This window comes from Aquiflexum lacus (assembly GCF_015476655.1).
Taxonomy (GTDB): Bacteria; Bacteroidota; Bacteroidia; order Cytophagales; family Cyclobacteriaceae; genus Aquiflexum; species Aquiflexum lacus.
The window spans coordinates 86,710-108,686 of the sequence record NZ_JABFHF010000016.1; the positions used below are offsets into that span (position 1 = coordinate 86,710).

Consider the following 21,977-nt stretch of genomic DNA (forward strand, 5'->3'; position numbering starts at 1 on the left):
GGGAGAATAAATAATCTGAAATTTCATAAACCAAACAGTTCTTTCTGCTCTTGGTCGGTAAGTTTTATTCCTTTGCCTTCTTTAAGGGATTGAAGGCTTTTTGCTATCCTTTCATGAATACGGGGATCATCAAAAAACCTGTCATTTTTGACTTCGGGTGTAAGTTCGTATGATTTGTTTTTTCTTTTGATGACCACCCTTTCATTTTGATCTACCAGATCGAAATACTTTTTCTGGTTCTCCCGGAATTCTCTTGAGTTGATTACTATCATGATTTTTCTATTGTGTACTATATTGAGTACACAAATTTAGGAAATAAGGTTATGATTTCAATGTCGTCAACTCTTTTAAAGATGCCTTTAATGAATAAAGATTGAAATTAGACAAATTAGTTTCCATCCACAATCTCCAAAATAGGCTGCCCTGTGGCACCATTTGGCAATCTGATATTCAAGAGCATGGAAAGGGTGGGGGCAATGTCGGTAACCGTTACATATCGTGAACTTTGTCCTGGTTTGATTCCCCAGCCCATAAATACAATCGGCACATGGGTGTCATAGGTATAGCCTGTGCCGTGGGTAGTTCCTCGGTAGGAATTACTCAACCAAGCAGGCTCCAAAATCAGGAGTAGATCTCCGGAAGCTTTGTGGTTATAGCCCATTTGTAAAAGATGTTTTCTTCCTGTCACATAATCCATTCTGCGCATATCCGTAGCCGTATACACCTCTTTGATCCCTTCAAATCTAGAAGAAAGCAAAAATTCCGCAAGGTCTCTTTGGATCTTTTCCGGATCCAAACCTTTTTCTTTTATCAAGGCTTGGTTTAGATAAACCTGTTCATTCGACAAACTGGAAATCCAGTTGCCGTCACAGTAATTGATGACACAAAATCCTCTGAGTTGGGTCAAAACAAAACGCGTGTTGAAATTTCCAGCAGGAACATTTTCGCTTTGCATATATTCCACAATATCCGCGACCGCATGATCGGCAGTCACAAAAACCAGGTACTCATCTTTGCCATATTCCTTGTCCAGGTAATTGAAGAACTTTTCAAGTTCCCGGTCCAACCTCAGGTAACTGTCCTCCAATTCGACAGAAGTAGGTCCAAACCTATGCCCAATATAATCAGGCGAAGAAAAACTGACTGCCAAAAGATCTGTGTCTTTTCCTTTCCCCAATTTTTCCCCTTCAATAGCTGCATAAGCCATATCCAAGGTCAATGTATTACCAAAGGGAGTAGTGGATATCAATCCGAAATCACCATTATTTTCCCTTAAGGACGGCAAGTCATAAGGAAAAATTGTTTTATCCATCCCTATAAAAGGACCTTCGAATTCATTGTCATCCTCGATACTCTGAACATATGTTTCTACCGGAAAAAGTGTCTCCCACTTTTGGGAAAGGTACTTCTCCGCCAGTTTCTTTTCATTGAAGGATTTTACCCATTGAGGCAGTTCATCATAATAATAAGTGGAAGTCATAAATTCACCGGTATTGCTGTCAAACCAATAAGCGTCTCCGGTATGCCCACCGGGTAAGGATGCCCCACGGTCTTTGATGGCAATTGCTACGGTCCTTGATCTTTTGTTGGTAGAGAACCTCAATTCATCAGCAATAGAGGTGCTCAGCATATTTCTTGGGGAAATTTTGCCATTTGATTCTGAACCCCCGACAGCATTCACGGTACTGTCTTCAGCACAATAAATCATTTTTCCCAAATCCCGGACATACCAATTGTTGGAAATGATTCCGTGGGTGGAGGGCGTTGCGCCTGTATAAACTGATGCATGACCAGGACCGGTAAAGGTGGGTATATAATTGTAGTGGCCGTTTTTCATGACAAAGCCTTGATCCAAAAGCCTTTTAAATCCACCCTGAGTATATCTGTCTTGGAACTTGTAAAAATACTCCTGCCTCATCTGATCGATGACGATGCCTACGACTAATTTTGGTTTTTTAGAGGTATCAGCATTATTGCTTTGTGAAAATGCACTGGAAACCATCGCGGTTGCCAACAAAATCATGATCAATTTTTTCATTAGGTTTTTGAACTGTTTGGAATGGGCAAATATAGGGATTCATATTTGCATCCCTTTTAACATTTTGTTAAATGACCAAACCACTAGGTGAAATCGGGGCAAAAATTGATGATTGGCAATTGAGTTTTGAAAAGTGGGTGTATATTTCAATTTCAAACAAAAACAGCTATGAAATCAGCTTTTCAGAAATATTTCTTTTTTACTTTCATCATCCTTTTATCTGTCGATATTCAAGCGCAATCCTATTTTGAGGATGGGCTGGATTCGGAGTTTCACAAAGGAAGAAGGCAGGCTTTCCGTGAGCTTTTACCGGAAAACGGGGCTGCAGTAATTTTCAATAATCCTGTCAAAAACAGGTCCAATGATACGGATTTCAATTACAGACCTAATTCGGATTTTTATTATCTGACGGGATTCAGGGAACCCAATGCCGCATTGATCATTTTCAAAAACCCACAGACAATTGAGGGTAAAAAGGTAAGTGAAATCATTTATGTACAACCCCGAGACCCAAGAAAGGAGCAATGGGATGGTGTGAGATTGGGAGTGGAAGGTGTGAAAGAAAAATTGGGTTTTGAACATGCCTATGTCAATTCGGAATTTATGAAATCGCCGAATATTGATTGGAACAGTTTGGGGCCTTTGCTGTCATTTGATATGGGGACGATTGAGGGAGGAAGCCATAATGCCGCTTTGAATGAAATGATCGTGAAGTTGAAGGGAATAAGTCTATCCAAAGAAGTGCCTTCCAATACAGCTCTGAATCAGATGATGGGGAAACTGCGAGTGGTCAAGACGCCGGAGGAGTTGGTGGTCTTGGAAAAGGCAATCATGATTTCGGGCAAAGGCCATATTGAATCATTTAAGTCCATTCAGCCCGGGGTATCTGAAAGGGCAATTCAGGGTGTACATGAGTTTGTGCACAAAGCCATGGGTGCTGAAGATGTAGGCTATGGGTCTATCGTTGGTTCCGGTAATAATTCAACCATTTTGCATTATGTGGAAAATAATGTAGCAAATCTCCAAGAGGGGTTGGTTTTGATGGATATAGGAGCGGAATACAAAGGATATTCGGGTGACATTACCCGGACAGTCCCTGTAAAAGGTGTGTTTTCCCCCGAAGAAAAAGCCATTTATGAAATCGTGTTGAAAGCATTGGAATCAGGAATTGAAGCCTGCTACCCAGGTTCCGATTACCAGAAAGTAGGAGAGGCAGCAAGAAAAGTGATAGATGAAGGGCTGATTGAATTGGGAATAGTGAAACCCGGAGAAAGGCATCCTTATTTTCCTCATGGTATCGGACATCATTTGGGATTGGATGTACATGATAGGGGTGGATACGGCAAACTTGAACCTGGAATGGTGCTGACCGTGGAACCCGGAATCTATATCCCCGAAGGCAGCAATACAGATCCTAAATGGTGGAAAATCGGGATCAGGATAGAGGACAATATCCTGATTACTGAGGACGGTCACAAAAACCTGAGTGCCTTTGTGCCCAAGACCGTGGAGGACATCGAAAGTATCATGAAGGAAGAAGGGATTCTTCAGAAACTGGGATTGTCATTGAAATAGTATCCGTTACTTTTTTTCTGATTATCCGCAATCTTAACAGTATAAGGCATTAATAAGATTATTTGATTGTTTTCTAACCAATATCAATCAGTATCCAATATCTATGAATATCTAAATTCATAAGAGGTTAACTTTAATTGCTTAGCAGCAGAATTGTAGATAAGTATTTTCTCACATCGCCACCCCATTAAACGGATTAAACCTCCTTCTGCCCACTGCCATGCCGATGGCGCGGCAGACGGTTTTATCGCCATACCTGGTATTGAGGCGGTCGAGGGCCTGATAGAGCTTGATCTGCTCTTGGGTATCTTCGAAGAGATTGATCTGGTAATTGCCATTGACAAGGTGGCTGAAGCGTACCCCGATCAGACGGATCAGCATGCGGCGGTTGTAGAGCTTTCGGAACAATTCCTTCACGATCGGTATCAGCGTATGGTCCGCCGAAGTATAGGGTATCCGCTGCTGTACGGTATGTGTATCAAAATCTGAATATCGGATCTTCACGCTCACGCAGGCAGTCAGTTGCTGTTTTTGGCGCAGCTTGGTGGTAATCTGCTCGGTCATGGCAATAAGGTGGGCTTCGAGCATCTTAACATCTATCGTATCCTGCTCGAAGGTGTTTTCCGAGGAAATGGACTTGGCTTCGGAATAGGGTGTCACAAGCGATCGGTCTATGCCGTTCGCTTTTTCCCAAATGATCAACCCATTTTTACCAAAGGTGGCTTCCAAGAGTTCGGCGGGCATCACCTGTAGGGTTCGCACGGTTCTTACTCCCATATTGTATAGGGTATGCGAAGTCTTTTCCCCGATCATGGGAATCTTGCGGACGGATAATGGAGCGAGAAAGGGCTTCTCCATCCCATAGGGGATTTCCTTTTCATTGTTGGGTTTGGCTTCACCGGTGGCTACTTTGGAGACGGTTTTGTTCTCGGATAGCCCGAGGGAAATCGGCAGTCCACTTTCCTTCAGGATCCTTTGACGGAGTTCGTGCGCCATCTTAAAGCAACCAAAAAACCGGTCCATTCCCGTGTAGTCGATATAAAATTCGTCGATGGAGGATTTTTCAAACAAAGGAACGTCCTCCCGGATGATTTCAGTGATCTCATGGGACTTTTGGCTGTACTTCTCAAAATCCCCCCGGATGATCAATGCCTCAGGGCAAAGCTGTCGTGCCGTACGCATGGGCATGGCAGAGTGCACACCAAACTTCCGAGCTTCATAACTACAGGAAGCCACGACTCCCCGATCTCCCGATCCACCGATGAGTATAGGCTTACCGTTCAGCCTGCTGTCAAACAGCCGCTCCACCGACACAAAAAATGAATCCAAATCCATATGAACGATGCTCCTCTTCCTTTCCATGATAATATGTTGATATTATAAACAATTTAATGTTTATAATTTAAACATATTTTGGATAATAAAGAGGAAGAAGTATTTCGTTTTTTTAGTATTTGAAACTTCTCAGACAATGGGTGACGGGTTTCTTTGTGGAGGGTATTGTGAAAGTAGTGAATGAATGTAATTACCACTATTGATATTACAGGATACTGATATTGACAGATATTGGATATTTATGGATATTGGCTTAAACCAAACGATTATTTCAATCTAATAAACTCCTGTCAGGATTGAGGATGATTAGATTTTGAAAAATGTAACTACAATTTAGATTTAAAACACGACGGCGCAGAAGTCTCGACAAATATCTAAATATCAATTAATATCCAATCTTCGTGACTTCGATGTTTCCTTTCATCATTAGCTGAAAAGCGGGTAACCATATTCATAACCAACTGAATATCCTTTTATCAAAAGGGAACTTCTCGACTTTTAGGATTTCAATGCTTCCAAATTCTCTGTGATTGGGATTGATCAGGATATTGTAGTCTCCCTTGGTTACAGCAGAGGGTACTATTATTGCACAATACCTGTTCTGAAGTACAAACTCGTCGCCTATTCTTTGTGTAGTTGGAGGGTGGGGGAAAGTATTCCAATCAAAAGGCAGTTCGTCTTCATGGATCCGACCTATTTCAATATCATCAGGAATAGATATGCTTACCATCATGTAGTCATCAGGCAAGGTGGCCAGGCTAAAATGAACGGCAACTTCAGCCATGGCCAATGACCTGTTTTCGGCAGTGTAGATCAGTTCTACTCCCACAGAATTCCATCTGGCACCTTTAATGGCGGCACCTTTTCCAGAGAGTGAATAGGCATAGGGAGCCCTTGAAAGTCTGAATACCTCCATTTATACAAGAATCCCGTGATTGATTCTGACCAGTTCGCTTATGACCAACTCCTTGCCGTAGGAATCTTTCAAAAGGTCGATGGGCTTCAGGTTGCCAAGGGCATAACTAGGCGTGTTGAGCCAGAGTTTTAATTTTTCAATGTTTCCAAAAACTTCAAGTCCCATTTTTGTCACTTCTGCCATTTCAATTATTTTTTCCGAATGTATGGGCTTGAAGTGATGGGACTCAGAGGCTTTGTAACGTTGCAGGGATTTGGTGGAAATATCCAGAAAATTTGCCCAGTCACTTTCTGAAAACGGGGTATAATCCTGGACCAAATCAAAAAATGAATAGGGGATACCTGTCCTTATGGCAGCAATAATCAGCATCTTGTCTGAAAGGAAGTCAGCATAGGTAATCTCTTTTTCCTCATCAAATGAAAACCCCTTCAACCTCGATTTTTTCAATAAGGAGGAAACTTCTTTATCCAGTTTAGATTCTAATTTGGAGATTACTACACTTGTCATGGATTTTTTATTTAGACTTTTGTCTGTAAATATAATACAAATGTCCTATAGGAATGATTCCTTTTTGTTTTTATTTATCACCAAACTATCAATAACTTATAGATTAAATGATTGAATTGGAATTAATATGCTCCACCACCGCTGGCACGGTGAACTATATCCTAATATCTAACAATATCCACCAATATCTGATCTTTGCTTATATCATCACGATAAATATCCAAATTCATCAATTAGCATCCACCACCTTAAAAGTCTTTTCCCCCCTATGAACCTGACCAAATATATCCGTGGCTTCTACCTCTATGGTATGTTCGCCGACTTCCATGTTGGAGGAGATCGGAGCTCTCCATAGATGGTCGGTCATAGCGGGATTGGATGGTCTCCTGCCGGGCATGACTGCCTCTGTGGTGTCCCATTCATATACTTTCAGCAAATAGGTGGGATCATAGCTTTCCATTTGGGTCATGTTTTTCCATTCCCCTTGATTGATCCGGTAGCGCACTTTGTCGTCGGCTGCTCCGGTAAAGAAGTTGACCACAATGCTGGAACTGGTGCGGACATCCTTTGCCAAAACTTTAGGGGCAAAGATCTCCATTTGGTAGGTATCGGGTTTTCCGGCTGCTTTGTAGCGAACCTTGAAATCGGTATTATTGATGTCCAAAAACAGATAACCTTTCGGTGAACCATCCCGCATGGTGGATTCAGGTGTGCCGTCAGTAAGTATTTTTCCGCTGTACCAATCTCCCGAAGGCGTACCGATATTGTAGTGATGGTGGGGCTTGAGTTGATTATAACCGTCTTCTTTTCCAAAAAATGTCTGCTTCATGTAATGGGTATGGGCAGACATGGAAAGGGTTTTGGCAAAAGGGGAAAGCAATTCCAGAATTTTCTCCCGATCGGCATCTCTAAAGCTATCACCGTTTTCTTCAAACAATGGAATATGCATCAAGAGTACTACCAATTTATCCTTGGGAACCAGTTTAAGGTTGTTTTCCAAAAACTGCAATTGATCGGATCTAAGACCTCCCCAATAGCCTTGTCCGTCCCTCGGGTCAGGATAGAGGATGTCTTCCAGGACAACAAAATGCGCATCTCCATAATTGAAGGCATAAGTAGCCGGCCCAAAGTTGGCAGTGAAGGACTCATCGCTATATTCATCTTTGTCTGCATCAAAGTTCATGTCGTGGTTTCCCATAACCTGAAACCATGGCACTCCGATCTTTCCCACTGCCTCTGTATAAAGCGGGAAAAAGTCAGGTCTGTCTCCGACCAAGTCTCCCAAAGCTGCCCCGAAAGCAATGCCCTGAATATTTTCAACTTCCGAGACGATCCCTTTTTTGAAATGCGCTATCTCCTCCAAAGTATAAGGCTGCGGATCTCCAAAAATCAAAGCGGTGAACTTTTGGTTTCCATTGCCTTGTAAAAGACCAAAATCCACTGACTTGGGGAGTTTTCCTGTGGGTGCAACTCCGGGATATTTCATATTGGTGGGAGAACCATTGGGCTTGTGGATATAGTAAAACTGGGGGATGTTGTTGTCATCGGTCGGCAGTTCATGGGAAGCCGGCTTGATGACGAAGATGGTTTGGTCCTCCGCAATGGGAAGCTCATACTTTCCGTTTTTGTCGGTTTGTACCACTTGAAGGCCATTGGAAACTGCAACATTTGGCAGTCCTTTTTCCCTTCTTTCTTTTTTGCCGTTGGCATTGAGGTCTTCATAGACGGTTCCGCTGACTTTTTGCTGGGCAAATGCAGAACCGGTAAAAATCAGGGCAATGAGTAGGAGTTGAATTCTTTTCATGGGCTTTGGTAAGTTTTGGATAAAATTAGGGGATTTTATTGAATGCTGTGTTTTGAAAAGGTTATGCTATGGTTAAGGATGAGGAGTGGTTTGGGATTGAGTGGTTGGTGGGGGTGGTTCAAGACTTAGTCTTGGACCATTTTCTTTGCAGTCTTCAGACTGCCAATGGATGCTGAAACTTGTTATTTGATAGTTCATATCTACCTTTTTCGAACAGGCCTGAATATTTTGAATTATATGGGTGGTGGTAATTTTAAGGTTATGGTTATTTAGGTGATTTTAGTAAATTCCTTGGTAAGGCAGTCTGAAGACTGCAAGGTGCTGGTCCAAGTCTGAAGACTTGAACCATGGAAGACTTGAACCATGGGCGAAAAATCACTTAATAATATTTTATAACCTATTGATAATAAATTAAATACATCAATAATTTGAAATTACTCAATGTATTGAGTAAATTTGCTCAATATATTGAGTAAAATAATTATGGCATACCAAAGGATAGAAAAAGCCGGTTTGTTGAAACGGCTGAAGGATGAACCGAGGAGGTTTATACAGGTCATCTATGGACCTCGGCAGGTGGGTAAGACTACCATGGTCAGGCAGATTATGGAAGAACTTGACTATCCCCATCACTTGGTGGCGGCGGACGCTGTGCCGGCAGGTGATGGCTTGTGGATAGCGCAGCAATGGGAAAATTTCCGGATCCGACAGCAACAACAAACTGACAAACCTTTTCTCTTGGTCATCGATGAAGTCCAAAAGATCGACAACTGGTCCGAGCAGATCAAAGCCGAATGGGATAGGGATGCCGCTGAGGGTAGGGATATTCGGGTGGTGTTGCTGGGTTCGTCGAGATTGATGTTGCAGCAGGGGCTGACAGAATCATTGGCAGGAAGGTTTGAAGCCACTTACCTCGGGCATTGGTCCTATAAGGAGATGAAGGATGCCTTTGGTCTGACGGCTGAGGAGTTTGTGTGGTTTGGTGGCTATCCGGGTGCGATTACGCTGAGGGAGGATGAAGACAGGTGGAAAAGCTATGTCCGTGATGCGCTTTTGGAAACCAGTATCTCCAAAGATATCCTGATGCTAACCCGGGTGGATAAACCAGCCCTGATGAAGCGTTTATTTGAATTGGGATCGGCTTATTCGGGACAGATTCTGAGTTTTACCAAAATCATGGGGCAACTGACGGATGCGGGTAACACCACCACACTGGCAAATTATCTGGAGTTGTTGAATGATGCCGGGTTGTTGGCAGGATTGGAAAAATACAGTCCAAACATGGTCAGAAAACGTTCTTCCAGTCCCAAGTTTCAGGTTCATAACACCGCGATCATGTCTGGTATTTCCAATGAAAGTCTTGTTACTTTGCTTGAGGATCATGAGGCCTGGGGCAGGTGGGTGGAATCTGCCGTTGGCGCGCATCTGATCAATCAGGTATTCAAGGACAAAAAGCTTTTTCTACATTATTGGAGGGAAGGCAATGACGAAGTGGATTATGTGGTTGAATACAAGAAGCGGGTGATCGGACTTGAAGTGAAGTCCGGTAAGACAGGAAAGTTATCCGGCTTAAATGCTTTCGATAAAAAATTCAAACCTGAAAAATCCCTTCTGATCGGTTCTGATGGGATTCCATGGCAGGAGTTTTTGCAAATGGATGTAGTGGATTTATTTTAAAAAAGGCAGTCGATATGGCTGTCTTTTTTGGTTTCTATTGCTTAAAAATAATTTTTTAACTCATTGATAATCATATGATAAAGTATATTTTTAAAAATTTACTCAATTTATTGAGTAAATTAACTCAATAGGGTGAGTAAATTATTTTGTCTTTTTGAAAAATCCAATCCCGGTGCAGGAGAAATGGGTTTATTGTTTTGGGGACGCTGTGGTTGGCAGTCTGAAGACTGCAATGTCGTGGTCCAAGCCTGCCTACGGTAGGTAGGTCTGAAGACTTGAACCAATTTGGCTGAACACTCAATCTACAGTCGACAGGTGTCGATGATTTTTAATTGTCCTCATCTTCTTCTTTGATCACTTTGGGATAGCGGATAATCACATCGATAATACCTGAGTCTAGCATGCCTAATTCCTGTGCCGCTGCCCGGGATAAATCAATGATTCTACCTCGGCGGTAAGGACCTCTGTCATTGATTCGGACAGTAACAGATTTTCCATTTTCTGGATTGACAACCTCTACTTCCGTATCAAATGGCAAGGAACGGTGGGCTGCTGTAAGTTCTTGGTTTTCAAAAATCTCTCCACTCGCTGTTTTTCTACCATCAAACCTGCGTGCATAGTAGCTGGCTTTTCCTTCGACTTCTTCCATTTCGATTTCTTCTTCCTTAGGACTACAACAAACAACAAGAAAAAACAAAGTGAAAATTGAAAAAACTGTGTAAAAGACGGATTTCGATATTTTCATGATTTAATATAATCAAAAAAAAGCAACAACATCATCTTACCTATGGATTTCTATTAGCCCTAAAGGTAAAATGGACATCTACTTCATACCAATGATCTCGAAATATATTCTCTTTCTATTATTTTGGTCATGCTTGCTTTTGGTATTCTAAATGCCACCACTGGGCAGTCTGAAGACTGCAATGAGGTGGTCCAAGCCTGCCTACGGTAGGTAGGTCTGAAGACTTGAACCATTCCTATCTCTCACCCGCATTTGGTCATCAGACAAATTTACTCTCCTAAATTACAATCTCTTTCCCCCTACTACCGACTCATCTCATATCTTAAATCTCACGTCTCATGTCTCAAAACGAATACCCTACCTGACTTCCTTTCTCCGGATCGAGTTCTACTTTGGCGTAGACTTCGATTTCCTGTTGGAGTTCTTCTACGTGTGAGATGATGCCGACGATGCGGTTTTCGTGGCGGAGGGATTTGAGGGTTTCGAAGACGACGCGGAGGGAATTTCTGTCCAATGCTCCAAAGCCTTCGTCCAAAAAGAAAAAGGACTGATCGGCCTGATTGAGGGATTTAACCTTTTCTGCCAATGCCAAAGCCAGACATAAGGAAGCCTGAAAGGTCTGCCCACCGGATAGGGTTTTGAGCAGGCGTTTTTTGCCCCCGTTCAGGTAATCCACTACCCAAAAGGTGTTGCTGTCGTCAATTTCCAAACTGAGACTGTTTTTGGTGAGTTTCAAAAAGCGGAGGTTGGCTGTGGCACAGAGTTCCTTGAGATAAATTGAACTGACATATTTTACAAAACCACTGCCCTTGAAAAGCCTTTCCAACTCTTTTAGGTTAATTTCTCGCTTTTCCAGTTGGGCAAATGTAGCCTGTAGTTTTTGTTTTTCTCCCAACTTTACTTTGATGGAAATGAGTTCCTGATCAAGCAGAGCGAAGGATTTTTTGACGGCTTCTAAAGCGGACTTTTCTTCCTGAAGCTTATTTTGCAATTGCGTAAATGCTTCCTGATCGAAGCTGCTAACACCGTGTTGGGTTTGAAGTTCTTCCACTTTGTTTTTGACCAAAAGGCTCCTGTCCTCAAATTGTCTGATTTCAGCATCTACTTTGTCCGCATCTAAAGAATGGTGGAAAAGCGCTATCAATTTTCCCTCATCTTCAAATCCATAAGTGATCTTAAGGGATTCGAATTCCTTTTGCAGTTCAGTTATTTTGGTGGATGTACTTTGTGCTTGGTTCTCAAAGTTTTTCAGGTTGGCCAGGTTGGTAGCCTGTTTGGTTCTTGTTTCCAGCAATACTTTTTGTTTACCGGATAGCTTGAAAGCGGTCTCTTCTATGTCATGTTGGACTTTTTGGATGGTCTGTTCGATGTCAGCTTTTTCTTTATCGAAGAAAGGCCTGCAGAACACCGGGTCTTTGATCTCTTCTTTTTTGGCTGATATTTTACTACTCAAGCCCAATAAAGTTTGTTCCGCCTCCCGGATTTGCCTTTCCTCTTTTTCATATTCAATCAGTTTTTCCTCTAATGTCTTCCTGAGTTCTTTAATCTGTTGCAGCAATTTTTCTCTTCTTTGGATAGCCTTGTCGGAATTTAGGATCAGTGTACTTAAAGTCTCTTTGGTATCTACTTGATGGGATAGCAAATCTTGGTTAAGGTTTTTAATCTGTTCGGAAAGTGTATTGATTTCTTTTTCTATTTTGGATTTATTGGCAAGTTGGTTGTCCAGTCTGATCTGTTGCTCGGAAAGGGTTTGTTTCCAGGTTATGATTTGTTCCAATAAGTTTTTTGCCGATTCAATCTCCTTGTTCTTCGATTCCAGGGCAGTGTTATCGGTTTCTGATAAAGGGTGAGGGTGATCTGTTGCCCCGCAAAGTGGACAGGCTTCTCCTGCAATCAGGAGGTGGGAATGGGTGGCCAAACCGGATTGTTGGATCAGTTTTTCTTTCTCAGAGTCGAGTTTTTGGATGGACAGTTTTTGGGAACTGATCCATTCCTCAAATGATTGGTTTGGTTCCGGCAGTTTTTCTTTCAATGTTTCTATTTGTGCCATTATGCTTTCTGTGGAAGCCGATATTTCGTTGGCTTCTTTTTGTCTTTCTTTGATTTGGCTTTCCCAATTATCCCAATCTTTGGCCAACCCTTTCAGTTTGGACAGGGTATTGCTGTCCGGTGAAATTATATTTTCGGATTCTTCTTCCAGCCTTTTTATCTGCTCTTTAATTGCCGACAATGCCTCCCTTTTCAATTCCAAATCAGGCTTTAAAGTTTCTGTTATTGTTTTGGCTGCCTTAAATTCTGTGTTTAGATTTTTGATTTCAATTACCTTTTTCAGGTCCCTGATCTTGGTTTCTCTTTCTGATTTTTTGTCAGCTTTTTCTTTCAACTCTAATTCTTCCCTTACGAGTTGTTCTATTTCTTGCTCATAAGTTTCCTTAAACCTCTTGCAGTCCGTGACACTGACACGGTATTTTTCCAATTCAGCATTTTTTTCATTGATTTGTTCCCAGACCGGCTTGAGATAGGTTTTTGCTTTCAGGAAGTCTTTCCAAATGGCTTTCTTGTTTTCTATTTCAGGCCTTTTGTTATTCAATACCTCCCATTCTTTCAAAAAGCCCTGTAATTGTAAATGCTTGATTTGGATCTCCTCCTGCTTTTTGAATGTCTTTTCAGTTTCCTTGAAGGTTCTCTCTCCTTCTTCCGCTTGGATGGCAATTTCCTTGATCAAGTCTGTTTTTTCAGCTAGTAATTCAGGGGTTATTTCTTCCAATGCGCCCAATTGTGTTTCCAAGCGGATCTTTTCATCCTTGAGGTTTCTGAGCAAAGTCCCTGTTTTGAAAGCCAAATCAAATCGCTCCAAACCAAAAAGCTCTTTCATCATCTCTGCCCTTGGACCGGGAGTCAGGTCGATAAATTCCCTGAATTTGCCCTGTGGGATGATGACGGTCTGTTTGAAATGTTCCTTTTTCATGCCCACAAGGTCTTCCGCCCTTTGTGTCAGTGGTTCCAAGTGGTCTCCTGTTTTTAGATAAAAAGTGTGTTCTGCAGGTTTGACATCCTCAAAGTTTTTGGGATTCCGTTTGGCCGAATACCTTGCGATATAGGTGTTGACGTTGTTTTTCCCGGCCCGGAATTCGAACGTGATCAAAAGTGCTTCACTTTGAAGGTTGACCATGCTGTTTTTTTCACCCCGATCTGAAAGGCGCTCGGTGCTTCCGTACAATGCCAAGAGAATTGCCTCCAAAATTGAGGACTTTCCACTGCCCACCGCCCCGAATATCCCGAAAAGCCCCGCAGCGGTCAACTGGTCAAATTCTATAACCTGTTTTTCTTTGTATGAGTATAATCCTTGAATCTCTAATTTTACCGGAATCATGTGGTTTCGTTTTGGCTGATAACTTCTTTAAAAATCCTGAGCAACTCGTCATTGGGTTCCTGTCCGCGTTCACTTTTGAAATACATCCTGAAAAGACTGACCATATCTTTTTCCAGGTCTTCGGCTTTTAGGCTCAGGCTTTCCTGACCCTGTGGGTTTTTGATCTGTGGAATCAGGTTGACGATGCCGTCATGGGCTTTTATGATGGCTTTGCGGGTGGCAGCATCTATGGAATGTTCCGTGATATAAGTGATTTCGACAAAACAATATGCATTTTCCCCTAGCCATTGAAGCGTGTCGGGGAGGTTGTCAAAGGTCTTTCTACAAAGCGGCCTTCCCTTTTCAAGACCGACAGCACGGTGATTTACCTTTTCTCCGGGTTTGGCCTCTATGATGACCACCTGCTTTTGTTGATCTGCTTCGCTGAAAGAATAGGCCAGGGGAGAGGAGGAATATACGATCGGAAATGGTTCCTTGCCGACAGCATGGTACCGGTGCAAATGGCCCAAAGCAGCATATTGGATCTGTCCCGGGATATGATGTGTGTGCAGTGCCTGCGTGCCGCCGACATGGAGAATGGGACGCTCAGATTCTGGTTCAGGATCCGGTGTTTGCCCTTCTTGAACAAAAAAGAAATGGCCTATAAATAAGTTGATCCCTTTGTCATCACAATACTTGTCTGCCAGTGTCTCCCATTTCCCGGCCAATAAATCCCTGAATTCCTGTTCCCTGTCCACTTCTCCCAAGTAGGTTTTGAGCAGCACTTCATTGGCGTAAGGAGCCAGGATGATTCTGATGGGGGATTCATGTTTCGCAAGTTTCATTTCCACAAAGCTGGATTCAGAATGTAGGATTTCAACCCCGTTTTCAAATTTCCCTATTGGGATCACCGTATCATATCGGCTGTAGAAAAAGATGCCCATTTCACGGGCCAAAGGATCAGGGGCCTCTACAAACTGTGTGCTGTCATGGTTCCCGGAAATGGCGATGATGGGTCTTTGACCATTATTGGAAAGCCTTTTGAGGGTTTTGTAGAGCAGTTCCACGGCTTCATGGCTGGGATTGAAGCTGTCAAAAATATCCCCTGCCAAAAGTACGAGGTCAATAGCTTCCCGGTCGGCGATCTGAATGATTTCTTCGAGAACTTCTTTTTGTTCGTCAAGTCTCGAATACTCCTGAAGTCTTTTTCCCAAATGCCAATCTGCGGTGTGGAGGATTTTGATCATGTTTGTTTTTTCCGTGTTTGGGTTTAGCTTTGTGAACACCTGTTTTTGTTTTTGGTGACATGAACAGGTTTTTAATTTTGATTAAAGTTAAAAGCTTAGTCATTCCGTTCCAAATGCGCAAAGTACCAAAGACAACAATTGGCACATTATTTGCAAAAAGGCGAAAATGAATATGAAATACTTTACCTTACTTTTCTTCTTGATCATCAGCCCTTTAATGGTTTCTGCCGGGGATGAAAGACCATCTTCAGATGAGTCCTTAAAAATTCAGGAAGGTGTTGCCAGTTATTATGGAACAAAATTCCATCTCCGTAAAACAGCCAATGGAGAGATTTTTGATATGACCGAAATGACAGCAGCCCATAAGAATCTCCCCTTTGGCACCCTGCTAAAAGTGACCAATCTGAAAAACGGCAGAGAAGTATGGGTCAGAATCAATGACAGACTCCCACAAACATCAAGAAGAATTATAGATTTGTCCAAAGGTGCCGCCGAAGAACTGAAAATGGTTCAGGATGGCATTGTCAAGGTCAAATTGGAAGTTCCTGATGAAGATACGGTAGTGAGTTTGATGGAGCATTATCAGGATGAAAAACCCGAAGATATCCGGTTAAGACTCTATGAAACTCTGATTGAGATTGAAATTGAAAGACCTGATTTTTCTGATTTGTTTTTGGATTTTAATATAGAGGGCGGTTTGGTTGCTTTGAAGTGATTATTTTTTAAAAATGCTTTTTTTCCAGATATTCCCTGAGTTCTTTATCTTCATCAAAATTTTCCGGAAGTTGGATTGAAAGTCTTGCGATATTTTCCTCAATTTCTATTTCATTATCTTCAAATACTAAAGTTTTAAGGTAGTTTTCTACAATGCCTGATAAACTCCTGCCCGTATTCTGTGCATATATTTTAGCCTTTTCAATTGTGGATTCATCTACAGTAAGTGTCAATTTTTTAACCATAACACGTGTTTTTATTTTAAATATACGTATTATAATTTAAATTTGTCGATCCTGATTGATCTATATTTCAAAGGAAAATTTAAACCAACATTATGGGATTCCTTAAAGATATTTCACTTTTGATGCTGGTAGGTCCTTCCTAATCTAATCCAATAATTGATAGGATTTCACGGGTTTCAAAATCATAAAAGTAAATCCTTTTTTTCACTCCAAATGAAACTTAATTAAAATCGGATTATCCTCCCTGTCAATTTTTTCAAAATCGATGGATTTTAAAATCGGGTGGTTTTCAAAGCTATTGCCCTCTTCGATATGTTTCAACAAGGAGGCAGGTTGTACATAACAATAAAAGTATTTTGAATCCGATGAAATCATTTCAGGCATGTATTCTTTTGACCTTCCTATTGAGACAATTTTATTTATACTTTTATCAAATAGAACATGATATTGCACCAGACTGCCAATAAAATTAAAAAGCAAATGCCTTTCGGTTTCCATGATGTTGTTTAAAAACTTATAATAATCTGTCCTTAAAAACTCTCCTTCTCTGTCATAAAAATTGAGCAGCTCTATTACAGGAACGCCATTGGAGGCAAATGGAAAATGATATTTGTTGAAAATCCCCTCTTTATTTATTCCGATAATTTCATTACTACCTAAGATCGGAGTAAGGTTATATTCACCTAGAATATGGGATTGACGAAACCTGGGATCTCCTTCCATTCCGAGTATCCCGTACTTTTTTGGAATAAAAAAATCATGTTGATCACCGTCCTTTCTTAATAAATGAAATTCATGTGGATTTGCCCTTGCTGAAGGGACCAACCTATGGACAGGAGGTAAGGTTGTGAATAAGTAATAGACACCCTCAATATTCACGAAATTGCCATAAATATTATTTCCTTTTACCCCTCTAAGAGAAATGCTACCCAGGTATTCAAAATCAATCAGATTAAATTTCTTTATTTCATCATAGTCCAAAATTTCAAATTGGTCATTTTCAAAATCAATCTGTGTATCCTTTATTTCTTTGTATTCTCCAGGACCTGTTCCCAGTTTACTGAAAACGGAAATATTGTTTCCCTGCCCGTCAAACCCAAACATTTTGGATTGCCGACCATCATGTATGTAATATCGGTCACCCGATGGTGAGATCATCAACTTAGAAACAGACACAATCAACAGATCTATGTCTGTCTGTAGGTAGATGATATCGTCCACTACCAGACTTTCCGGCCAGCTAAAGCCAAATTCGTCTTTTACAACCAAAGGGTAAGTATTGCCCTCTAAAGGGTCATTAACAGCCGGTTTAACTATTTTATTCTCTTTGCAGGAAACAAGGAAAATGAGATTAATACATACCAGTAGATATACAAGAGTATTCTTCATACCAGTTTTGATTGAAATTCACCTAAGTATTATATGCCTAACAGTTCATAAATAAGCAGGAAGTGGGATGTAGGATCAATATTTTCAATTTCACAATATCCATAAAACTAAGAAAATGAAAACGGTAATTTCAGTCAGTTTCAAAATATTTCACATTTTCTTTTTTGTGTTGTTCTAATTATTAAGTTAATTGCTCTTTAGTTCTAAATATTTCCACAATGAATCCAAGAAGATTATTTTTAACTGCTATATTTTTGTTGCCATTTGTTTTATCATGCAAGAGAGGATCCTCATCTGATCAACCTATCTACATGGCTTTTGATCATGTGGAATATATCAGCGATTTTCCGGCAACATTTACACTAAAAGACAGAAAAATCCCGGATATAGATGTTATCGGAATTCGGGATTTTCTGATTGTTGACAGTATCCTGGTGCTGGGCACCAGCAATCCTTAAGGCATTTGGACAATCCTTTCCCTGCCTCACTACGAATATCTTGGTTCTTTTCTTAAAAGAGGTGAGGGGCCTGTGGAGTTTATGCAGGGACCGTCTGCCTCTAGTAAGTCCAAGGTTGTCAGGGAGAATGGGCAGCTCGTAGCCTATTTGTATGATTTCGAAAAAGGAAACCTTAAGAGATTCGATATTGGACAAACCATCACTTCAGGTGAATTGCACATTTCTTTAATGGAAGCTTCTTTTCCGCCATTTTTGTCCAATTTCATTATGGTGGATAGTAGTACATTTTTTATAAAAGAAATCGGGAATAGGGATACACAGCAAATTCGGCAATTAATTGTTTCCGGTGAAAAAACCGACTTGCCGGTTTTGGATAAACTCAATCAGGCTGCACTCAAAGAAGGTGGGGATTTCAATATGCTGGCAACCAACACCGAATATAATGATGTCCATCAAAGATTTGTGGAAGCTCCGACCGATTTAAATTATATCAACCTCTATTCGCTTGACAGCGCAATCGCCAAAACAATCTGTATTGGGGATAAATTGACCGATATAGGAATGGTACAAAATGAGAGGCCGCAGTGGAATCGGAAGTATGTTTTTGTGAATAATAAAGCCTTTGATGATTTTTTTGGTGTAATCTATGTCAATGAAAGCTTCAAGGATTATCAGACTATAAGAAGACGGCTTCCTTCTATATTTTTGTTTGATTGGGAAGGGAAGCCATTGGCTGAACTGAAAATGAAAAACCATTTTACACACTTTGATATCGATTTCATTAACCGGGAACTCTATACCTTTGATGTTCATTCTGATGAATTTTTCAAGTTTGATATAGGGGATATATTAGCTGGGCTAAAAAGGTCAAACTAAAATCAGACAGTTTCAATGAAAAACCAATTATTCTATTTAACTACCCAATATTAATTAAGACCTGAGAACCTTTAAATTTTTAATTTATGATGCCGTTTACTAGATTATTTAATGTTTTAACTTTCATGGCCATTGTGGGCTGCGGACAAAGAAATTCTTCAGAGGAAATAATGCTTTTGGAGATACCGGAAGAATCCCAATTGCGCTATGACTTTTCCCAATTGATCGAAGGAAATTTTGAGATAACTCCTTTGGAATTGAGCTATTCTTCGGGATTGGTGATGCCGGATAAGGGCTTGATCAAAGATGGATTATTGTTTTTAGGTGATAGGGGAACGAGCAGGTCAATTTTGGTCTTTGACCTGCAGAATAAAAAGGAAATAGCAAGCCCTTTCCTTTTAGGTGAGGGTCCCGATGCCTTTGCTGAAATAACCGATTATTTGATTTACGGAAATCAATTAATGATTTTGGACGGAATTAAACGGCGAATTGCCATTTATACCATTTCATTGGATTCTATTACTTTTCAAAAATTCCTCCCTATTGACTTTGGACCCCAAAGGTTTTCCTTTGATGGAGAAAACGGGTACTTTCTAAATGGTGGTGGCACCGAACAACTGTTTACAATAACGGACAAGGACTTTAAAACCATCAAGGCAATGGGTACAAAGAATGCTGCCCATTTGCTCAAACCTTATAATTCTTTCCATGAAGTGATTATAAATGGCAGCGAAACCATTCTGTTCCACGCCACATTTGACAATATTATTTATGAAGCAAGTAAGGGTAATATATCACAATGGAAGAAGATACAATTCCCAAATAGAAATCTGGACATTGATTTGGAAGAGTTTCCAATCCAGTCTGATTTTAATGACTTCCAAAGCAAAATGAAACCATTTAACTCATATTTTATAATATTTGAAAAAAGTGATGAGAAAAGTCATTTTTTGGTTTATTCCGGAAATGATACCCCTAAGGTTTCTATCAAAAGTACTGATTTGAATATTAACCTGCCTTTATTAAACATAAACAATGATATCACTTTCGAAGCGCATATGCCTGCAGTAATAGGAACGCATCAGGGTAATTATGTCGCCATCACTTCTGTGGAAGGAGTCAACAGAAATTCTTCCGAATTTAAAGAAAGTAAGATGGGTCAGTTATTGAATAGTTATCCGGATGCCGAATATTTCCTTTTGGTATTTAAATTCAAATGAGCTAATTGTCTTTGAATGTTCCCTATCGAGATAACAATTAATTATTTTAGAAAAAATGCTCAGAGATAATTTCAAATTTGTCCTTGTTTTAAGCTTTGCATTATGTACGGCTATAACAGGATGTAACAATAAGAAAAGTGAAAGTAAATTTCGAGAAATAGTTCTACCCGAAAACCTGGAATTTATTGAAATAAATAAATCCCAAAAGTTTGATAAAAGCTGGTTTGACAGAAAATACAAGGTAGTGGTTTTTGCAAGACATGCTGACACACATTCTCCATTCGAATTGGATTGGCAAAGTGCTATTTCCGAATTTCAAGATATCGCATTTTTATTTTATGTGTCAGAAAAGGATACAGCGAAATTGATCAGAAATCTAAAGAAAGTTAACTTTACCCACCCTGTTATTCATGATCCAAGTGAAGAATTTAGGGAATTAAACGTGAAAGGAAAGGAGTGGACTTTTATTTCTTATTTGGTTAAAGAAAATGAAATAGTTGGAATGGGCAATCCCTCCTTTCCTGATTTCAACAAGAGGCTTAGTGAGTTGATTGATGAATCTAAATAAGATCGAGGTTAAAGGAAATAGAGTCGTTCCATTTTTTAACCAGTGAGGGACCAGCAAGCTTGGCCACTTTTAATCCTTAAACAGGAAAAAAAAGAAAGGGGAACTATTTGAAAGTGATATTCTTTTTCTTTTTTTTCCTATCACCATTTGCTTCCTTTAAATCTTTTAACAAATTTAGTTTTGACTTTTATTAATTATTTAGTTTTTTTGAAAATCCACTATACCTCACAACCTTATGCAACATATCAGGCTCTTGGTAATTTTTATAATTCTTGTTCCTATTTGCATGTCCTGCACAGAAGAAAAGGCAGCATCTCAGGACCAGCCGCTTGAATCCTTTCGGGGTGAGGTGGCGGCCACACCCGTCCGCACCGCAAAGGCTGAAAGGAAGACTTTTGATTACCTGATCAATGCCTCAGGAAAGATTGAGGCTGTGGATCAGATTATGGTGGTGGCAGAAAGATCCGGTTACCTGGATGAACTCTCGGTCAAAGAGGGGGATTATGTGGAAAAAGGGAAAATCCTTGCCCGGATGGATCAGACCGAAAGTCAGATCAAACTTGAAAAGGCCAAGATAGCGGTGAAAAATGCCATCGTGACTTATCAGTCCGAGGCTTTTAATTTCCCCACCATTCTCAATGACTCCACTGACCTGCGCAAGCAGGAAATAGAGGAATACCTGATGGTCAAAAGCGGTCAATATGCTGCTGAGATAGAACTGAAAGAAGCAGAACTTGACCTGGAAAAAACCATCATCAAAGCCCCTACTTCAGGCCGTATCGCTGATCTCAAAACCAAAAGGGGCAGCATGGTCAATGCCGGGGACGAACTTTTTGAAATCATCAACACCAACCAACTGGAACTCAAAGTCAAAGTCCTGGAATCGGATATCAACCTTATTTCCCTTGGACAAAAAGCTGAGATTTTCCCTGTTGGTGGAGCTGCTGAAGGCATCACCGGAACAGTCAAAAGCATCAATCCCAAGGTGGATGAAAACGGGCTTGTGCAGGTGGGTATTCTGATCGCCCAAGCCAAAGGACTGCTACCGGGAATGAACGCCCGCGCCATTATCCGTGCCCCGCAGAACAACAGCATCGTCGTACCCAAAGAAGCATTGGTGTACCGTTCCCAAAGGCCTGTTGTCTTTACGATTGAAAAAGAGGAATCCAAATGGAACTATGTGGAGGTAGGAAAGGATAACGGGAAGGAAGTGGAAATCTTGAGCGGCATAGAACCGGGCATGACCGTAATCACCTCCAATAACCTGCAATTGGCCCATCAGGCTCCAGTACAAATCATAAAAGACTAAGC

19 protein-coding genes are annotated in these 21,977 nt (G+C 40.8%); 8 read left to right on the forward strand and 11 right to left on the reverse strand.

Features of this window, described 5'->3' with window-relative positions:
* Positions 1-23: 23 nt before the first annotated feature.
* Together HMJ38_RS15045 and pafA are read right to left on the reverse strand one after the other, a co-directional pair.
* The gene (locus HMJ38_RS15045; RefSeq protein WP_194975241.1) at positions 24-272 is read right to left on the reverse strand and encodes a type II toxin-antitoxin system Phd/YefM family antitoxin; all 249 of its coding nucleotides are present in this window, start codon (positions 270-272) and stop codon (positions 24-26) included.
* Between the two features lie 116 nt (positions 273-388).
* Positions 389-2,038, reverse strand: a complete 1,650-nt coding sequence (pafA, locus tag HMJ38_RS15050) for an alkaline phosphatase PafA (protein ID WP_194975242.1) — start codon at positions 2,036-2,038, stop codon at positions 389-391.
* Between the two features lie 168 nt (positions 2,039-2,206).
* Between pafA and HMJ38_RS15055 the strand changes: the two genes are divergently transcribed.
* The gene (locus HMJ38_RS15055; protein ID WP_194975243.1) at positions 2,207-3,613 is read left to right on the forward strand and encodes an aminopeptidase P N-terminal domain-containing protein; all 1,407 of its coding nucleotides are present in this window, start codon (positions 2,207-2,209) and stop codon (positions 3,611-3,613) included.
* Positions 3,614-3,784: 171 nt separating this feature from the next.
* Here HMJ38_RS15055 and dinB read toward each other — a convergent pair whose 3' ends face one another.
* From dinB to HMJ38_RS15075, 4 genes are all read right to left on the reverse strand, one after another.
* A complete protein-coding gene (dinB, locus tag HMJ38_RS15060) occupies positions 3,785-4,975 on the reverse strand; it encodes a DNA polymerase IV (protein WP_194975244.1) in 1,191 nt (396 codons plus the stop codon).
* Positions 4,976-5,399: 424 nt separating this feature from the next.
* Positions 5,400-5,864, reverse strand: a complete 465-nt coding sequence (locus HMJ38_RS15065) for an RES family NAD+ phosphorylase (protein WP_194975245.1) — start codon at positions 5,862-5,864, stop codon at positions 5,400-5,402.
* Positions 5,865-6,371, reverse strand: coding sequence for a type II RES/Xre toxin-antitoxin system antitoxin (gene parS, locus HMJ38_RS15070; protein ID WP_194975246.1), 507 nt, complete (start codon positions 6,369-6,371; stop codon positions 5,865-5,867).
* A 229-nt stretch (positions 6,372-6,600) separates the two neighbouring features.
* Positions 6,601-8,175, reverse strand: coding sequence for a calcineurin-like phosphoesterase C-terminal domain-containing protein (locus tag HMJ38_RS15075; protein ID WP_194975247.1), 1,575 nt, complete (start codon positions 8,173-8,175; stop codon positions 6,601-6,603).
* Between the two features lie 483 nt (positions 8,176-8,658).
* On the opposite strand from HMJ38_RS15075, the gene HMJ38_RS15080 reads away from it, so the two are divergent.
* Positions 8,659-9,852 (forward strand): ATP-binding protein, encoded by a 1,194-nt coding sequence (locus tag HMJ38_RS15080; RefSeq protein WP_194975248.1) that lies wholly within the window; start codon positions 8,659-8,661, stop codon positions 9,850-9,852.
* A 328-nt stretch (positions 9,853-10,180) separates the two neighbouring features.
* Here the strand turns inward: HMJ38_RS15080 and HMJ38_RS15085 are convergent, their stop codons facing one another.
* The 3 genes from HMJ38_RS15085 to HMJ38_RS15095 all read right to left on the reverse strand — a co-directional run bounded on the left by HMJ38_RS15085 (position 10,181) and on the right by HMJ38_RS15095 (position 15,196).
* Entirely contained in the window at positions 10,181-10,597 is a 417-nt protein-coding gene (locus HMJ38_RS15085) for a septal ring lytic transglycosylase RlpA family protein (protein WP_194975249.1), read from the reverse strand.
* Positions 10,598-10,940: 343 nt separating this feature from the next.
* The gene (locus HMJ38_RS15090) at positions 10,941-13,970 is read right to left on the reverse strand and encodes an SbcC/MukB-like Walker B domain-containing protein (protein ID WP_194975250.1); all 3,030 of its coding nucleotides are present in this window, start codon (positions 13,968-13,970) and stop codon (positions 10,941-10,943) included.
* Complete coding sequence (locus HMJ38_RS15095; RefSeq protein ID WP_194975251.1) at positions 13,967-15,196, reverse strand: metallophosphoesterase family protein; 1,230 nt, start codon at positions 15,194-15,196, stop codon at positions 13,967-13,969. Before HMJ38_RS15095 ends, HMJ38_RS15090 begins: the two co-directional genes overlap by 4 nt.
* Positions 15,197-15,362: 166 nt before the next feature.
* On the opposite strand from HMJ38_RS15095, the gene HMJ38_RS15100 reads away from it, so the two are divergent.
* The gene (locus HMJ38_RS15100) at positions 15,363-15,911 is read left to right on the forward strand and encodes a septal ring lytic transglycosylase RlpA family protein (RefSeq protein ID WP_228780076.1); all 549 of its coding nucleotides are present in this window, start codon (positions 15,363-15,365) and stop codon (positions 15,909-15,911) included.
* Between the two features lie 7 nt (positions 15,912-15,918).
* On the opposite strand, the gene HMJ38_RS15105 is transcribed toward HMJ38_RS15100, so the two are convergent.
* Both HMJ38_RS15105 and HMJ38_RS15110 read right to left on the reverse strand, forming a co-directional pair.
* Positions 15,919-16,155 (reverse strand): DUF6364 family protein, encoded by a 237-nt coding sequence (locus HMJ38_RS15105; RefSeq protein ID WP_194975252.1) that lies wholly within the window; start codon positions 16,153-16,155, stop codon positions 15,919-15,921.
* Positions 16,156-16,359: 204 nt separating this feature from the next.
* Positions 16,360-17,544 carry a 6-bladed beta-propeller gene (locus tag HMJ38_RS15110; protein WP_194975253.1) on the reverse strand — a complete coding sequence of 395 codons (1,185 nt, stop codon included), beginning with the start codon at positions 17,542-17,544 and terminating at the stop codon, positions 16,360-16,362.
* Between the two features lie 218 nt (positions 17,545-17,762).
* Between HMJ38_RS15110 and HMJ38_RS15115 the strand changes: the two genes are divergently transcribed.
* The 5 genes from HMJ38_RS15115 to HMJ38_RS15135 all read left to right on the forward strand — a co-directional run bounded on the left by HMJ38_RS15115 (position 17,763) and on the right by HMJ38_RS15135 (position 21,975).
* Positions 17,763-18,002: a hypothetical protein gene (locus HMJ38_RS15115; RefSeq protein WP_194975254.1), complete on the forward strand. Its 240-nt coding sequence runs from the start codon at positions 17,763-17,765 to the stop codon at positions 18,000-18,002.
* 72 nt (positions 18,003-18,074) lie between these two features.
* Positions 18,075-18,878, forward strand: a complete 804-nt coding sequence (locus HMJ38_RS15120) for a hypothetical protein (protein WP_194975255.1) — start codon at positions 18,075-18,077, stop codon at positions 18,876-18,878.
* Positions 18,879-18,964: 86 nt separating this feature from the next.
* Positions 18,965-20,098 (forward strand): 6-bladed beta-propeller, encoded by a 1,134-nt coding sequence (locus HMJ38_RS15125; protein WP_194975256.1) that lies wholly within the window; start codon positions 18,965-18,967, stop codon positions 20,096-20,098.
* Between the two features lie 55 nt (positions 20,099-20,153).
* Positions 20,154-20,666 (forward strand): hypothetical protein, encoded by a 513-nt coding sequence (locus HMJ38_RS15130; protein ID WP_194975257.1) that lies wholly within the window; start codon positions 20,154-20,156, stop codon positions 20,664-20,666.
* 286 nt (positions 20,667-20,952) lie between these two features.
* Entirely contained in the window at positions 20,953-21,975 is a 1,023-nt protein-coding gene (locus HMJ38_RS15135) for an efflux RND transporter periplasmic adaptor subunit (RefSeq protein WP_228780077.1), read from the forward strand.
* Positions 21,976-21,977: the final 2 nt, after the last annotated feature.

Bases quoted from the DNA above. Each gene is read 5' to 3' on its own strand.
- HMJ38_RS15045 (WP_194975241.1), bottom strand. From the start codon at position 272: ATGATAGTAATCAACTCAAGAGAATTCCGGGAGAACCAGAAAAAGTAT.
- pafA (WP_194975242.1), bottom strand. From the start codon at position 2,038: ATGAAAAAATTGATCATGATTTTGTTGGCAACCGCGATGGTTTCCAGT.
- HMJ38_RS15055 (WP_194975243.1), top strand. From the start codon at position 2,207: ATGAAATCAGCTTTTCAGAAATATTTCTTTTTTACTTTCATCATCCTT.
- dinB (WP_194975244.1), bottom strand. From the start codon at position 4,975: ATGGAAAGGAAGAGGAGCATCGTTCATATGGATTTGGATTCATTTTTT.
- HMJ38_RS15065 (WP_194975245.1), bottom strand. From the start codon at position 5,864: ATGGAGGTATTCAGACTTTCAAGGGCTCCCTATGCCTATTCACTCTCT.
- parS (WP_194975246.1), bottom strand. From the start codon at position 6,371: ATGACAAGTGTAGTAATCTCCAAATTAGAATCTAAACTGGATAAAGAA.
- HMJ38_RS15075 (WP_194975247.1), bottom strand. From the start codon at position 8,175: ATGAAAAGAATTCAACTCCTACTCATTGCCCTGATTTTTACCGGTTCT.
- HMJ38_RS15080 (WP_194975248.1), top strand. From the start codon at position 8,659: ATGGCATACCAAAGGATAGAAAAAGCCGGTTTGTTGAAACGGCTGAAG.
- HMJ38_RS15085 (WP_194975249.1), bottom strand. From the start codon at position 10,597: ATGAAAATATCGAAATCCGTCTTTTACACAGTTTTTTCAATTTTCACT.
- HMJ38_RS15090 (WP_194975250.1), bottom strand. From the start codon at position 13,970: ATGATTCCGGTAAAATTAGAGATTCAAGGATTATACTCATACAAAGAA.
- HMJ38_RS15095 (WP_194975251.1), bottom strand. From the start codon at position 15,196: ATGATCAAAATCCTCCACACCGCAGATTGGCATTTGGGAAAAAGACTT.
- HMJ38_RS15100 (WP_228780076.1), top strand. From the start codon at position 15,363: ATGAATATGAAATACTTTACCTTACTTTTCTTCTTGATCATCAGCCCT.
- HMJ38_RS15105 (WP_194975252.1), bottom strand. From the start codon at position 16,155: ATGGTTAAAAAATTGACACTTACTGTAGATGAATCCACAATTGAAAAG.
- HMJ38_RS15110 (WP_194975253.1), bottom strand. From the start codon at position 17,544: ATGAAGAATACTCTTGTATATCTACTGGTATGTATTAATCTCATTTTC.
- HMJ38_RS15115 (WP_194975254.1), top strand. From the start codon at position 17,763: ATGAATCCAAGAAGATTATTTTTAACTGCTATATTTTTGTTGCCATTT.
- HMJ38_RS15125 (WP_194975256.1), top strand. From the start codon at position 18,965: ATGATGCCGTTTACTAGATTATTTAATGTTTTAACTTTCATGGCCATT.
- HMJ38_RS15130 (WP_194975257.1), top strand. From the start codon at position 20,154: ATGCTCAGAGATAATTTCAAATTTGTCCTTGTTTTAAGCTTTGCATTA.
- HMJ38_RS15135 (WP_228780077.1), top strand. From the start codon at position 20,953: ATGTCCTGCACAGAAGAAAAGGCAGCATCTCAGGACCAGCCGCTTGAA.